Raw genomic sequence first — 14,504 nt, forward strand, 5'->3', positions numbered from 1 at the left:
GAACTGACACTGGTACGAGGACTGGTGCTGCCGACTCCGAGACCCAGGGTACCGGGTCGGCAGGGGGGACGCCCTCCGCCCCCCGGCGCACCCCCCTGCGGCGCTCGTCGGCCGGGCGACCCGGTAGGCTGGGCAACTGCCCATCTCGGTTGGGTCGCCTTGTTTGGGCTGGACGGCCGCTTCGTGCCAGTCGCCCCGTGCAGGCTTGACGCCTCGGACTGAGCCAAGAAACAGGAGCTCACGTGCGCGTCGCCCCCACCATCTCTCTGCCTGCCCGGTCACGCCCCGGCGCGGGCCGCTCGTTCGGCATCCTCACGACGTACCCACCGACGGCCTGCGGGATCGCCACCTTCTCGGCCGCCCTGTCGACGGGCCTGGTCGCGAACGGCCAGTCCGTCGGCATCGTGCGGGTGCTCGACGGCCTCGACACCGACGACCCGGCCGTCGTCGGCGGGCTCGACAACGGCTCCCCCTCGTCGGTGTCACGGGCCGCCGCCGTGCTGAACCGCTTCGACGTCGCCATCGTGCAGCACGAGTACGGCCTGTACGGAGGTCGCAACGGCGAGGAGGTCGTCGACCTGCTCCGCGCCCTGGACGTCCCGTCGATCGTGGTCGCCCACACCGTGCTCCGGGACCCCAGCGCCCATCAGCGACAGGTGCTCGAGGCGGTGGCCGACGCGGCCAGCGTCGTCGTCGTGATGACCGATGCCGCCCGTCGGCAGCTGAGCCGCTCCTTCACCGTCGACCGCTCCAAGATCGCCATGATCCAGCACGGCGCGGCCACGGCCGAGCCCGCTCCCGACGGGCGCAACGACCGGTCCTCGGGCCCGCCGGTGCTGCTCACCTGGGGCCTGCTCGGTCCCGGCAAGGGCATCGAGTGGGCGATCGACGCCATGGCCCAGCTCAAGGACCTCCACCCCCGGCCCCGCTACGTCGTGGCCGGACGGACCCACCCCAAGGTGGCGGCCCGCGACGGCGAGGCCTACCGGGAGATGCTGATCCGGCGGACCTGGGCCAACGGGACGGTGTCGGGCGTCCACTTCGACGCCGAGTACCGCGACCTCCCCTCGCTCGGCCGGCTGATCGACAGCGCCACCGTGGTCGTGCTCCCCTACGACTCGCCCGACCAGGTCACCTCGGGGGTGCTCGTCGACGCCGTCGCCGCCGGCCGCCCCGTCATCGCGACCGCGTTCCCGCACGCCGTGGAGCTCCTCGCCAGTGGTGCCGGCCTCGTCGTCCCCCGTCGCGACCCCGATGCCCTCGCCGACGCGCTCCGCCGCGTGCTCACCGAGCCCGGGCTCGTCGAGGACATGGCCGCCGAGGCCACCCGGCTCGCCCCGTCCCTCGGCTGGCAGGCCATCGCGGCCCAGTACACGGCGATCGGCGACGGCATGCTCGACCGCCTCGAGGAGGTGCCCGCATGACGGCGCCGCAGCCGGCGTACGACCACATCGTCCGCCTGACCGGTGAGCACGGGATCTTCGAGCACGCGGACCACACCGACCCTCGGCGCGGCCACGGCCACTGCACCGACGACATGGCCCGCCTGCTGCTGGTGACGGCTCGTGAGCAGGAGCCCGACAGCCTCACCCGGGACCTCGCCCGGTTCTCGCTCCGCTTCCTCACCGAGGCCCAGGGCGTCGACGGCTCGTTCCGCAACCGGCGGAGCAGCCGCGGGCGGTGGCTGGACCGGCGGACCGTCGAGGACTGCTGGGGCCGCAGCCTCTGGGGGCTCGGCACGGCCGCGGCGCGCAGCGACGACGCCGCGACCCGCCAGATCGCCATGATCTCGTTCGAGCGCGGCGCCCAGCTGCGCTCCCCGTGGCCCAGGGCGATGGCGTTCGCGGCACTCGGCGCCGCCGAGGTGCTCCAGGTGCACCCCGGTCATCTCGGGGCTCGGCGGCTGCTCGCCGACCTCGCCGACCGCATGGACGGGAGCGACCGCAGCGCGATCACGCCCTCGTGGCCGTGGCCCGAGCCCCGCCTCACCTACGCCAACGCCGCTCTCCCCGACGCGATGATCGCAGCCGGCGACGCGCTCGGACGTCCGGCACTGCTGGACGACGGGCTCGCGCTCCTCGGCTGGCTCCTCGACCGCGAGACGCTCGACGGCCACCTCTCGGTGACGCCGGTCGGGGGCGCCGGGCCCGGCGACGCCGCACCGGCGTTCGACCAGCAGCCCATCGAGGTCGCGGCGCTGGCCGACGCCTGCGCTCGGGCCGCGACCCTCACCGGGGATGCGCGCTGGTCCTCCGGCGTCGTCCTGGCCGTCGGGTGGTTCCTGGGCGACAACGACGCCGGAGCACCCATGTGGGATCCGGTCTCGCAGGGCGGCTTCGACGGCCTCCACCAGCACGGCCCCAACCGCAACCAGGGGGCCGAGTCCACGCTGGCGCTGCTCTCGACCCTGCAGCACGCCCGCCACCTCCAGCCCGTGTCGGCGGGCGCACCCGGCGCCGCGTCGGCGACCGTGGTCGACTGACGGCATGCGGATCGGACTCGAGGCATCGCAGCAGCGGATGAGCTGGGCGGAGCTGGTGCGGCGGGTGCGCTACGCCGAGGACGCCGGCTTCGACGGCTGGTGGGGCTTCGACCACTTCCAGCCCATGTACGGGGAGGGGCCCGGCGAGTGCTTCGAGGCCTACACCACCATGGCCGCGCTGAGCGGTCTCACCAGCCGGATCCGCCTCGGGGTGCTGGTCGCCGGCGTGACCTACCGGCACCCGTCGATGGTGGCGGCCCAGGCGACGACCATCGACCACGCCTCCGGTGGTCGGCTCGAGCTCACCCTGGGCTCGGCCTGGTTCCAGCCCGAGCACGCCGCGCTCGGCATCCCCTTCCCGCCCACGGGTGAGCGCCTCGACATGCTGGACGAGGCCCTCACCATCCTGCGGGGGCTCCTCACCACCGACGGCTTCACGTACGAGGGCGCGCACTGGCAGGTGCGCGACGCCACCATCGACCCCAAGCCGGTGCAGCGGCCCACCCCTCCCCTGTGGGTCGCCGCCACCGGCGAGCGCCGGGCCCTCCCGCTGGCGGCCCGCCACGCCGACGCCTGGCACTCCTTCGGGTCGCCGGCGGAGCTGACGGCCCGCTCGGCCACGCTCAGCCGGCTGGCCGAGCAGGCCGGCCGCGACCCCGGCACCATCCTGCGGTCGGCGTCGCTCGACCTGTCGCAACCGTGGGACGCGGTGCGCGCCGACGCCGAGGCCTACCGGACCGCCGGCTTCGGCTACCTGATCTGCGGCTGGCCGGGCGAGGGCGAAGCGCACCTCGACCACTTCGTCGAGCACGTCCTCCCCGGCATCGCCGGCTGACGCTCGGCTCCCGGTCCGCCGTCGGCCGCCAGCCGCGCACTTCCAACGCGGCCCTCGCGGGTAGATGATGTCGGTGAGTCCTCAGCGAACCGAGGGACCGTGCGGCAGTTGGCGCCCACCCAGGGTCAGGGTCAGGTGCTGCGGCTGGGTTGCGAGAAGGCAAGCGATGCGGCCGCGGTCGGCGCGAAGGCGGCCAACCTGGCCCGGGCCACGAGCGCCGGGCTGCCGGTGCTCCCCGGGTTCGTGCTCTGCGCCGGCCACGCGCCCGGGCACGACCTGTCGGAGGAGGTGCTCGACGCCCTCCGCTCCGCCTGGCTGCACCTCGACGGCGACAGCAGCGCCCTGGTGGTGCGCTCGTCCTCGACGGCGGAGGACATCGCCACCTCCTCGATGGCCGGGCAGTTCCGATCCGTCACGGGTGTGCGGGGCTGGCCCGCGTTCCTGGTTGCCGTCGCCACCGTGCTGGCCTCGGCCGAACGCCCGGGAGGCGCCACGGCCCGGCCCATGGGCGTGCTCGTCCAGCCCCACCTGGACGTGGTCTGCGGTGGGGTGCTGTTCGGCCTCGACCCCGTGCGCGGCGACCGTCGCCACATCGTGATCGAGGCCGTCGCCGGCCAGCCCGAGGAGTTGGTGAGCGGCCGCGCCATCGCCAGCCGGTTCGTCACCACCCGGCGGGGCCGGCTCCTCTCGCTCGACCGCGGCGGCGACGGCCCGCGGCTCGACCGGGCCACCCTCCGGGCGCTCGCCGCCCTGGCCCGGCGGGCCGAGCGCGTGTTCGGCTCTCCCCAGGACGTGGAGTGGGGCATCGACGGCGACGGTCGTCTCTGGATGCTCCAGAGCCGGCCCATCACCGCGGCCGGGCCGGGCACCCCGCGCGGGCCCGTGCTCGGACCGGGGCCCGTGGCCGAGACCTTCGCCGGGCCGCTGCATCCCCTGGACGTCGACCTGTGGGTGCGGCCCATGGCCGACGGCATCGACGTCGCGCTGGTGCAGGCCGGCCTGGCGCCGAGGCGCCGCCACGGCCCACCCGCGGTGACGGTGGTCGGCGGGTGGGCCGCCGCCGACCTGGAACGGCTCGGCTACCGGACCGCCACCAGGCGCTGGTGGTACGGCCTCGAACCTCGCCGCCTCGGGCGGCGGCTGTGGGCGGCGTGGCGCATCGGCCGGCTCCGGGCCGGGCTGGCGGCCGGCGCCACCGCGCTGGTCGAGCGCGTCGACACCTGGCTGGCCGCCGTCCCGCCCCTGCCCCTGCTGGACGACGCCGACCTGCTCGCCCTGGTGGAGCGGGCGACACGCACCCTGCGGACGCTGCACGCCCACGAGGTGCTGGCCGCCACGCTCCTGTCCGCGGATCAGCGGAAGGGGGGACCGGACGGGCCCACGGCGGCCGCGCTGGCGCTCACCGCGCTGGCCCTGGGCCGGGCCGGCGGGCTCGGTGACGCCGCGCTGTGCCATCGGCATCCCGAGGTCCTGGCCCTCACGACCCCGAGGGTGGGGCCACCGGCACCCCTGCCGGCCGCGCCGCCGGCCGCCACGGTCCGCACCCTTGCGGCGACGCTGGTCGATCTCGAGCCTCGCGAGGCGCTGCGCCTGCGGGTCCGCTGGGTGCAGGAGCTGGGGGCTCGCGCCGCCACCGTGCTGGGCGACCGTCTGGCCGCCCGCGGCCGGCTCCCCGACCCGCTGGCCGTACGGGGCCTCACCCTCGACGGCCTGGCCGCGACCCTCGCCGGTGCCACCGTGGCCGTCCACGACGAAGCGCCCGGACCGCCCCTGCCGGCCTCGTTCCGCCTCGGCCCCGGGGGCGAGGTGGTGCCCGTGGCCGCGCCGCCCGCCGACGCCGGCATCGGGGCCGGCGGCGGGAGGGGAGTGGGACCGGCCTGCCACGGCTCGCTCGTCCGGCCACCGCGGCCCGGCGACGTGCTGGTCCTGCGCACCCTCGACCCCACGCTGGCGCCCGTGCTCGCCGGCCTGGCCGGTCTGGTGGCCGAGACGGGCAGCACCCTCTCCCACCTGGCCATCCTCGCCCGCGAGCAGCGGGTGCCCACCGTGGTCGCGGTGCCCGACGCCCTGCAGCGGTTCCCGGACGGCACGCGACTGCTCGTCGACGGCACCACCGGCGAGGTGGCCGCGGTGGCGCACGAGACCGTCGCCGAGGGGGGCCCGTGATGCGCCGCCTCCCCGGAGCCCTTGCCCGCCTGGCTGCGGTCGTCGCCCTGGTGGTGGCGGGCGTCTACGTGGTGCTGTACCTGTACCGGTGGGAGTGGCACCGTGCCCTCATCGCCGGCGTGCTGTTCGTGGCGGCCGAGGTGGCGGTGGTGGGGTTCGCCATGCTCGACCGCATGGGCGGCGGCCAGCCGAGCGCCACGCCGCCGGCCCCGCCCACCGAGTCCCACCGGTTCCCGTGGCTCGACCCCGGCGGCCTGGCCGTGTTCGTCCCCGTGCTCCTCGGCCTCGGCATCCTGCTCACCCTGGCCGCCTCGGTGGTGGAGCGGGTGGCCCGCTGGACGGCGCCCGCGGCGGGCACGCCGTCCGTGCTGGCCGGCCTCGACCGCCTCGAGCACCTCGACCCGCTGGTCGCGGCGGCCCCGACCGGCGCCACGGCCGGCCAGCGTCGAGGCCAGGCGCTGCTGGCCGTGGCGGCCGTGGCTGCGGTGTCGGTGCTGGCCGCCGGCGGCCTCCGCTGGCTGGCCGACGTGGCCCAGTCGCGCGCCGAGGCCCCCGACGCGGCCGCCGTCACGATGATCGACCTGGACGTGTCGGTCCGGGGCAGCCGCTGGTCGCCCGCGCAGGCGGGCGAACGCCTGGCCCACCTGTGCGTGCCCGATCCGGTGTTCACGGCCACGGTCCGGCCGGGCGTCGGCGGGCGGCTGCAGGTGGTCGTGGCGCCCGCCCCCGGCCGCACCGACCTGCGCAAGCTCACCGGCTGCCTGCGCGACGCGACCCTCGACGGGGCGAACGCGCAGGTGGTGACCGTCGCTACCCGGCCGGCTCCACCGCCGGCGGGACCGTGAACCGGTACGTCACCAGGCTGGTGCCGTCCCAGGTGCGCCCGTCGAGGGTCACCCGCACCTCGGTCCCGTCATCGTCCACCGTCACCAGCCCGAACCGGCCCGCACCGGGGAAGGCGCCCTCGCTGTAGGGGCCGCCCTTGAGGCTGCCGGCCCGGTCGAGGGCAGCGGCGTGCATGAGCGGGAAGGCGGGCTCGCCGGCCGCCGAGCCCGTCGCGAAGCCGGTGTGGCTGCCGTCGTCGATGGCGACCATGTGGGCGTCGCCGGCCAGCATCACCAGGTTGGCGATCCCGTGGCCGGCGATCACGTCGGCCAGCCAGGCCCGCTCGGTGGCGAAGCCGCCCCAGTGGTCGGCGCCGGCCTCGGCGGGCGTGATCCACGGCACGTTCGTCACCAGGATCACGAGGGCGTGGGTGCGGCTGGCCTCGACCAGCTCGGCCTCCAGCCAGGCGCGCTGCTCGTCACCGAGCATGCTCTTGCCCGGCCCGTCGGGTGCAGCGTCGGGATCGCGGGCGGAACGGCCGTCGGTGAGGATCACCCGCACCCGCCCCACGGTGAAGGCCTGGAAGATCGGCGAGTCGTCACCGGCCAGCACGTAGTGGGGCACCCGCTCCCGGTACACGGCCTGCGCGGCCGGGCGGCTGGCCGAGGTGCCATCGGCGTCGTTGGGGCCGTAGTCGTGGTCGTCCCACACGTAGGCCACCGGAACCTCGCGGTAGAGCGCGGCCTGGGCCGGGGCCGTGAGGGTCTGGTCGTAGGCGTCGCGGAACGCCGCCGGATCGTCGGTGGCGATGTCGGCGTAGTACCAGTCGCCCGTGGCCAGGAAGAACAGCGGGTCGGCGGCTCGGATGGCGTCGTACACGGCGCCGTTGGAGCCCAGCCGGGAGCACGAGCCGAACGCGAAGGTGAACGACGCGGCCCCCTCGGGGAACGTGGTGAAGGTCGCGGCCTCGGCCTCGTCGACGGCACCGGCCACGGCCACGGCCACGCGGTACTCGGTGCCGGGCTCCAGGCCGCCCAGCTCGGCGCGGACCACCGAGGGGTCGGTGGGGGTGCGCTCGGCCGGCACCATGATCGTGGCCGCGGACGACCCGCCGGGAGCCACGGCCACCTCGATGGGCGTGGCCGGGTCGTCGTCTCGCACCCGGGCCACCACGGTCGCCGACGTGGCGCTCACGCCCCCGGTCCAGATCCAGCGCACCGGCGTGTCCGGGCCGGCCCGAAGGTCGCTCTGCGGGTGGCTCGGGCCGTAGAAGTGGTCCCACACGCCGGCGGCCGCCCACCCGCCGCCCACCAGCAGGGCGGCCAGCAGCGCGGCCAGGGCGGTGATGGCGCCCAGCCGGTGGGTCCGCTGCCACACCAGCCACAGCAGGAAGGCGGGCACGAAGAGAACCAGGGTGGGGAGGAACGACACCAGCGGCTTGTGCTCGAGCGAGGCGAGGATGCCCACCCCCACGGCACCCACGGCCAGCAGGGTGCTGCCGGGCACGATCCAGCGCAGGGCCAGCAGCCAACCCGTCAGGTACGCCACCAGCACGCCGCACAGGGCCAGGCCCTCCCAGAACCCGGCCTCGCCCGACGCCGGGACGCCGGACCGCCAGGTCCAGGCCGCGATCCCGAGCACGGCCACGGGCGCCCACACCAGGGCGACACTGCGCAGGACCCGGGCCGCGTGGTCGGGCACGAAGTGCTGGCCGATCAGGCCCCGCCGCGAGCGCCCCACGGGGGTCGGTGCCACCATCGGTGGTGCCTCCTCACCACCCACGGTACGCCTCCCGACCCGGGATGGGAGCGGCGGCCGGCACGGTGCCGGGCACGGTGGGGGGGCGTCACGCGCCGGGCTTGACCGCCCGGACGACGGCACCGTGCAGGCCGTCGACCACCTCGTGGGTGAACGTCACCGAGACCTCCGAGAAGCCGGCGGCGACCAGGCCCTCCTCGTACTCGCCGATCGACAGCGCCCCGGCGATGCAACCCACGTGGTCGCCTCGCTCGGCCCGATCGGCGGAGCTCAGCCGGTCTTCGGCGACGACGTCGCTCACCCCGACCCGGCCACCCGGACGCAGCACTCGGAACACCTCGGCGAACACGGCCGGCTTGTCGACCGAGAGGTTGATGACGCAGTTCGAGATGACCACGTCCACGCTCGCGTCGGGCAGGGGCACGTCTTCGATGTGGCCCTCGAGGAACTCGACGTTGTCGACCCCTGCGTCGGCGGCGTTGCGGCGAGCGAGGTCCAGCATCTCGGCGGTCATGTCGAGGCCGAACACCCGACCGCCCGGGCCGACCCGCCGAGCCGACAGGATCACGTCGATGCCGCCACCCGACCCGAGGTCGAGCACCGTCTCGCCCGGGGCCAGGTCGGCCACCGCCATCGGGTTGCCGCAGCCGAGGCTGGCGGCCACGGCGGCGTCGGGCAGCTCGTCGCGCTCCCCCGCCTGGTAGAGGCTCGGCCCGAATCGCACGTCCACCGGCCCCGGCCCGCAGCACCCCGCGCTGCCCGTGTCGACGGCGCGTGCCGCCGCCGCGTACTGCTCCCGCACCGTCTCGCGCAGCGCGCTGCCCGCGACACCACCCTCGTCGGTCTCGCCCACCTTCGCCTCCTCAGCGCCAGATCGTCATTCATCGATCACGGTCGATATGACCTTACTCCCCCGGAGCGGCGGCGTGAACAGGGTCGGACGTCACTCCCGCGCTCCACGCCGGCCGCGAGGTGGCTGTCCGCCACGCTCCCCCACGGTCGCTACGGTGAGGCGCCGGGGCGAGGGAGGTCGGTCATGGACAGTGCCGTCGAGACGGGTTCGTTCGAGTTCGGCGGGTCGCGGTTGGCCTACGAGGTCCACGGCGACGGACCGCAGGTGCTCGTGTACCTGCACGGCCTCTTGATGGACAGCCAGATGAACGAGGCCCTTGCCCGGGCGCTCGCCGCCCAGGGCCACAAGGTGGTGCTGCTCGACCTGCTCGGCCACGGCCGGAGCGGCAAGCCCCTGCGGGCCTCGTCGTACCGGATGGACGCCCAGGCGCGCGAGGTGGTGGCGCTGCTCGACCACCTCGGCGTGGACCAGGCCGCGATCGGCGGCGTCTCGCTCGGCGCCGGCGTGAGCCTGCAGGTCGCGGTGGCGGCGCCGGAGCGGGTGCGCGCCCTCGTGATCGAGATGCCCGTGCTGGAGTGGGCGGTGCCCGCCGCGGCGCTGCTCTTCACGCCGCTGCTGCTGGTGATGCACTACGCCAGTGGTCCCGCCGGCCTCCTCAGCCGGCTGGTGGCACGCCTTCCCCGCACCCCCAACGGGTCGCTCAACAGCGTGCTGCAGATCGTGTCGTCGCCGCCCGAGGTGACCAAGGCCGTGCTCCACGGGATCCTCACCGGCCCCGTGGCACCGACGGTCGAGGAGCGCCAGGCCATCACCGCCCCGACCCTGGTCATCGCCCACACACGCGACCTCATCCACCCCTTCAGCGACGCCGAGGCGCTGGCCGAGCTGCTCCCGAACGGCCGGCTCGAACCGGCCCGGTCCATGCTCGAGCTGCGGCTCGCCCCCGAACGGCTCACCCAGCAGATCGCCGCGTTCCTCGACGAGGCCTGGACGGGAGCGGCGGCCGTCGCCTGACCGAGCAGTCGCGGGACCGTCCATCGGAGGGGGCCATGACCTGCGCGCCTCCTCGGCCCGGGCGGCCGAGCATGGCGTACCGCCGCCGCCGCACGGCGGCCGGATCGGCCATCGCCAGCAGGGCGCGGCTCGCGGGGTCGGTCCCGGCCAGGGCCGCGGCGGCATCGGCCTCGAGCAGCCCGCCGACGGCGGTGGCGTCGGCGAGGCGGAACGTGGTGCTCTCCATCACGGCCATCCTCAGCGGCCCCGAGTCTGCGTGCCCGCGCCGGCGGTGACGAACACCGCCGTGGCCGAGCCGTCGACGTCGGCGGTGTGCCACACGCCGGGCGGGTTGATCGTGGCCTGCCCGGCCCCGAGCACCACGGTGCGCACCTCGCCGTCGACCTCCTGGTGGAGGGTCATCGCGCCGTCGACGCACACGACCAGCTCGTGCCCGCTCGGGTGCATCTCCCAGCTGTCCCACGGCTCGGAGAAGGTGTGCATCGACACCAGCCGGCCCTCGGCGCCGTCGGCCGCCTGGGCCGACTCGTAGCGCTCGTACCATCCCGGGGTGCCGTCGAAAGCCGGGAGCCGCACCGCGCTCGCGCCGAGACCGAGGTGCACGGGGAACCCGGCGAGGTCGAAGACCTGCTCGTCCATGGATCGCCTCCCTGTCGTCCGATGCTCGGCGGCCGCTCGCCCGCGATGCTCCCATGGCAGGGCCGGCGGCACCGGTGGCGCCCCGAGTCAGACGCCGGCGAGGCCCTTGCCGATCAGGACCACGGCGAAGACGAGGAACAGCACGGCCATCACCGTCGCGTTGTTCTGGCCCAGCCATGCCTTCCAGCCGTCGAGGATCGGCCGGGCCCTGTCCCCGCTGGCGAGCAGCACGACGAGCGGTGCGGCCACGCCGAGCACGGCGACGACGACGTACACCGCGACGCTGCCCACCGCCTGCCCCGTGGACAGGCTCGCCGACGCGATGGCCACCGCGGCGGCGAGGCCCACGGCGAGGTTCTTGGGGTTCAGGGCGCCGACGACGATCCCGACGCCGAGGGACTTCCCGGGCGAGAACCCGGCGATGCCGTCCATCCACGCCGGCATGGACGCCTCCTCGCCGGGCTTCGGCCGACCCCGGAAGCGACGCACCGCGGCGACCAGCAGGAGCACACCCAGCGCCAGCTGGAGCGTCCCTGCCCCGCTCGACGGTCCCGAGCCCGCAGACAGGTCCATCGCCCCGGCGACGGCGACGAGGATCCCCAGCACGCCGGCGACCCCGACCACGAATCCGACCACGTAGGCGGTGCCGTTGGCCAGCGGCTTCCTGCTGAGCAGCAGGAGGATCTCGGCGATGATCGGAACGGGCGAGATCGTGACCGCGATGGCGAGCGGGAGGATGTCCCCGACGACAGCCTTCATCGGCTGCTCCCTTCCACGAGCCACGATCATGACAGGGCCGACCTGGCCGTCGGGGCCGACCTGGCCGTCGGGGCCGACCGTCAGCCGGTCGTGCCGAGCAGGGCCGCGATCCGGTCGCAGCGGGGTCGTCGTCGCCCGCGATCGACCAGCGGGGCGGTCCTCGGCGCCACAGCCAGCGCGGTCACCGCCGGATCCGAGCTTCTGTGCACCGGATCGGTCGGAAAACGACCACTGCCGTGCACAGAACGCGCGCCCGTCCCCGGAGCCGGCCAGCCGTCGAGCGTGAGACAGTCAGCGGAGGACGAAGTCGATCAGGCTGCCGACGAGCAGCCCGGTCCCGAGACCGGCGGTCACGTCGAGGGGGTTGTGGGCCCCGACGTACACCCGCCCCGTCATCACCAGGAGGGCCAGGAGGAAGGGCACCCACGACGACCCCACGGGGATGTCGTCGGCCACCACGCAGGCGATGGCGGCGACGAGGATGACATGGCCGGACGGGAAGCTGGGGCCCGAGGTGGGGACGTCGGCGCCGCGCAGGATCGCGCCGGGCTCGCTCGTCCCGGGCCGTTGCCGGACGCTCAGGTAGTCGGCCATCCGCTTGCGGAGGAGGCGCTCGGTCCCGAGCTTCAACAGCATGGCGAGCATCACCGCGACGGCCATGCGCCAGTCACGGAACCACAGGGCGACCCCGAGCCCCGCGGCGGTGCCCACCACCAGGTTGCCGAGCTGCATGGGCAGCCACAGCGGGCCGTAGAGCCACCCGGGCAGGCCGTTCACGGCGCGGAACACCCGCTGCTCGAGCGGGTGGATCTCGTGGTGCCGGGCGCCGGCGAGCGAGCCGGCCAGCACCAGGGCCCCGGCGGTCGCCAGGCCCACCACCGCCCAGCTCATCGTCGCAACCCGGCTCTCTCCCCCTGCCTCATCGACGGGGGGCCCGAGCGACGTCGAGCAGGTCCCGAATGATCTCCGCTCGACGGGTGAGGCCGATGAGATGGCCCTCGCCGTCGATCGGGTGCAGCACCGCCCCTGGGATGCGGTCGGCCAGACGCCGGCCCCACACCGCCGGCACCAGGCTGTCGGCCGAGCCCTGCCAGACGGCGACCGGTCCGGCGACGTCCTCCGGCGCGAAGCGCCACGGCTTCGCCCACGCCAGGTACTCGTCCACCATCCCCTGCGGGTGGCGCATCGCCGCCGCTGCGATCGCCCCCATCCAGTCGGCGTGGTCGGCCGTGGCCGCCCGGTCGGCCGGGGCCGCCCTGCGGGTGCTCAGCTTCGCCATCCGCCCGGGGAACAGGCCCTCGAGCCTGCCCATCGCCGCGAAGGTCGCCCGGGCCCCGAGCTGGTGGTGGGCAGCCAGGTGGGTGAGCCGTCGGTCCATCTCGTTGAGCTCGGCGAACGTCGCCTGGTCGTCGAGCGGCAGGCAGCCTGCGATCACCGCGGTGGCGCGGACCCGCCCGGCGAGGCGGTGGGCGACGGCCAGGGCGTACTGGCCGCCCATCGACCAGCCCATGTTGGCCAGCTCGTCGATGCCGAGGGCGTCGAGCAGCTCGCCCACGTCGTCGGCCCAGTCGAGCGTGTCGCGCCCGGGCCTGCGGTCCGACGTCGCCACCCCCGGCCGATCCGGCGAGATGATCCGGACCCCCGCGGATCGGGCGTCGGCGTGCGCCAGCTCGACGTCGAGCCGGCAGACGAGCCCCCCGTGGTTGTTCAGGATCGGGTAGCCGGCCTCGTCGCCGAACTCCGAGTACCCGAGGACACGGCCGTCGGCCAGCGTGAACGCTCGATCGGACGTCGGGTCGTGCTCGAAGGCCACCGGGACCGACGCTACTGCGACCCCTCGCCGGCCGGTCGGGCCGTGCGCCAACCGGCACGTCGGGGGTGCGGCGGCGGCGCCGGTTCGCCCGGTTGCGAGGACGTTGTCCTCTACCTGCCGTGGCACGGCGCTGCGAGAGTGATCGAGGTCACGTGCTGCTCGACGCTGAGGAGGCTGCGATGGTCAACGTGGCACAGGCCACCACGATTGCCGGGCTCGGTGCCGTCACCGGGTACGGGTGGGGCCTCGACGTGCTCTGGCAGGGGCTGCTCTCGGGCAGGTCCGCCGGCGGGCCGGTCGTGCTGGAGGAGATCAACGGCTTGGCCGCCGTGGTGCCCGAGGGCGGTGACGAGCAGGACTCGGCGACCCTGTTCGGCCGGGCGCTGTACGGCTCGGGCCGCGAGGCCGTCGCCGACGCCAAGGCACGGGGATGGAACCCCGGGGCTCGCGTGGGGATGATCCTCTGCTCGTCGCTCGGTGAGGTGCAGGGCTGGCGCGAGCTGTACTTCGAGCGGGGAGGCCGCGTCAGCAGGCGCCACTACCTGCAGCTGCTGCCGTCGACCGCACCGTCGATGTTCATGGCCGAGCAGGGCTTCCACGGTCCGTCGCTCAACGCCGGCGCCGCATGCGCATCCGGCGTGGTCGGCATCATCCTCGCCCGTCAGTGGCTGATCAGCGGGTTCGCCACCGACGTGGTCGTCAGCGGCACCGACCTCTCGGTCACGCCCGAGAACGCCCGGCACTTCAAGGCGCTCAACGCCATCGCCACCGACGGACCGCCGGAGCAGGCCTGCCGTCCCTTCCAGGAGGGCAGCCAGGGCTTCCTGCCGGGCGAGGCATCGGTGGCCCTCGTGCTGACCCGCCAGGAGGGCGTCGACGCCTACGCCCACGTGCTGGGGGGAGGCCTCACCCACGACGCCTTCCACCCCATCGCCATCCATCCGGACGGTCTCCATGTGGCCGAGGCGTGGACGCAGGCCATCGCCGAGGCCGACGTCGCCCTCGACGACATCGCCTATCTCAACGCCCACGGCACCGGTACGCAGCTGAACGACACGGTCGAGGCGGGCATCGCCGACGCCATGTTGCCCGAGCGCACGCGGATCTACACGACGAAGATGCTGACCGGGCACGGCCTCGGTGCCGGCGGAGCCGTGGAGACGCTCGTGGCCGCCCTGACCTACGAGACCGACGAGATCCCCGCGGCGCCCCTGGTCGCCCCTGCTCACCACCGCGTCCTCGATGGCGTGACGCCCCGCGTGCCGGGCGCCACGCTCAAGTCGTCGATCGGCATGGGCGGCTACAACGCGGCGATCGTCATCGACAAGCTCGGCGGGTGACGACGGTGCTCGGCCGGCGG

Annotated in this window: 13 protein-coding genes; 7 read left to right on the forward strand and 6 right to left on the reverse strand. The window is 74.8% G+C overall.

The genetic code is table 11. From position 1 onward, the window contains the following. Window positions 1-266: 266 nt before the first annotated feature. The 5 genes from IPM45_07520 to IPM45_07540 all read left to right on the forward strand — a co-directional run bounded on the left by IPM45_07520 (window position 267) and on the right by IPM45_07540 (window position 6,328). On the forward strand, window positions 267-1,424 hold the full coding sequence (locus tag IPM45_07520; protein ID MBK9179417.1) for a glycosyltransferase: 1,158 nt from the start codon (window positions 267-269) through the stop codon (window positions 1,422-1,424). After that, window positions 1,421-2,482, forward strand: a complete 1,062-nt coding sequence (locus IPM45_07525; protein ID MBK9179418.1) for a glycosyltransferase — start codon at window positions 1,421-1,423, stop codon at window positions 2,480-2,482. The genes IPM45_07520 and IPM45_07525 overlap by 4 nt, the downstream gene beginning before the upstream one ends. Window positions 2,483-2,486: 4 nt before the next feature. Then, entirely contained in the window at window positions 2,487-3,317 is an 831-nt protein-coding gene (locus IPM45_07530; protein MBK9179419.1) for a TIGR03560 family F420-dependent LLM class oxidoreductase, read from the forward strand. 108 nt (window positions 3,318-3,425) lie between these two features. Further along, the gene (locus IPM45_07535) at window positions 3,426-5,483 is read left to right on the forward strand and encodes a hypothetical protein (protein MBK9179420.1); all 2,058 of its coding nucleotides are present in this window, start codon (window positions 3,426-3,428) and stop codon (window positions 5,481-5,483) included. Further along, window positions 5,483-6,328, forward strand: a complete 846-nt coding sequence (locus tag IPM45_07540) for a hypothetical protein (GenBank protein MBK9179421.1) — start codon at window positions 5,483-5,485, stop codon at window positions 6,326-6,328. Before IPM45_07535 ends, IPM45_07540 begins: the two co-directional genes overlap by 1 nt. On the opposite strand, the gene IPM45_07545 is transcribed toward IPM45_07540, so the two are convergent. Both IPM45_07545 and arsM read right to left on the reverse strand, forming a co-directional pair. Beyond that, window positions 6,294-8,066 carry an alkaline phosphatase family protein gene (locus tag IPM45_07545; GenBank protein MBK9179422.1) on the reverse strand — a complete coding sequence of 591 codons (1,773 nt, stop codon included), beginning with the start codon at window positions 8,064-8,066 and terminating at the stop codon, window positions 6,294-6,296. The two genes, IPM45_07540 and IPM45_07545, sit on opposite strands and share 35 nt — an antisense overlap. Window positions 8,067-8,154: 88 nt before the next feature. Beyond that, window positions 8,155-8,919 (reverse strand): arsenite methyltransferase, encoded by a 765-nt coding sequence (gene arsM, locus IPM45_07550; GenBank protein ID MBK9179423.1) that lies wholly within the window; start codon window positions 8,917-8,919, stop codon window positions 8,155-8,157. Window positions 8,920-9,102: 183 nt separating this feature from the next. Here arsM and IPM45_07555 point away from each other — a divergent pair, with 183 nt between their 5' ends. After that, a complete protein-coding gene (locus tag IPM45_07555) occupies window positions 9,103-9,933 on the forward strand; it encodes an alpha/beta hydrolase (protein ID MBK9179424.1) in 831 nt (276 codons plus the stop codon). Window positions 9,934-10,170: 237 nt separating this feature from the next. Here the strand turns inward: IPM45_07555 and IPM45_07560 are convergent, their stop codons facing one another. The 4 genes from IPM45_07560 to IPM45_07575 form a co-directional block, all read right to left on the reverse strand. Then, a complete protein-coding gene (locus IPM45_07560; GenBank protein ID MBK9179425.1) occupies window positions 10,171-10,572 on the reverse strand; it encodes a cupin domain-containing protein in 402 nt (133 codons plus the stop codon). Window positions 10,573-10,659: 87 nt separating this feature from the next. Beyond that, window positions 10,660-11,331 (reverse strand): GAP family protein, encoded by a 672-nt coding sequence (locus IPM45_07565; GenBank protein MBK9179426.1) that lies wholly within the window; start codon window positions 11,329-11,331, stop codon window positions 10,660-10,662. Between the two features lie 291 nt (window positions 11,332-11,622). Then, complete coding sequence (locus IPM45_07570; protein MBK9179427.1) at window positions 11,623-12,222, reverse strand: phosphatase PAP2 family protein; 600 nt, start codon at window positions 12,220-12,222, stop codon at window positions 11,623-11,625. Window positions 12,223-12,250: 28 nt separating this feature from the next. Then, a complete protein-coding gene (locus IPM45_07575; protein MBK9179428.1) occupies window positions 12,251-13,102 on the reverse strand; it encodes an alpha/beta hydrolase in 852 nt (283 codons plus the stop codon). Between the two features lie 221 nt (window positions 13,103-13,323). On the opposite strand from IPM45_07575, the gene IPM45_07580 reads away from it, so the two are divergent. After that, window positions 13,324-14,484 carry a 3-oxoacyl-ACP synthase gene (locus tag IPM45_07580; protein ID MBK9179429.1) on the forward strand — a complete coding sequence of 387 codons (1,161 nt, stop codon included), beginning with the start codon at window positions 13,324-13,326 and terminating at the stop codon, window positions 14,482-14,484. The last annotated feature ends 20 nt before the right edge of the window (window positions 14,485-14,504 follow it).

It is taken from the genome of Acidimicrobiales bacterium, from assembly GCA_016716005.1.
Lineage (GTDB): Bacteria > Actinomycetota > Acidimicrobiia > Acidimicrobiales > JADJXE01 > JADJXE01.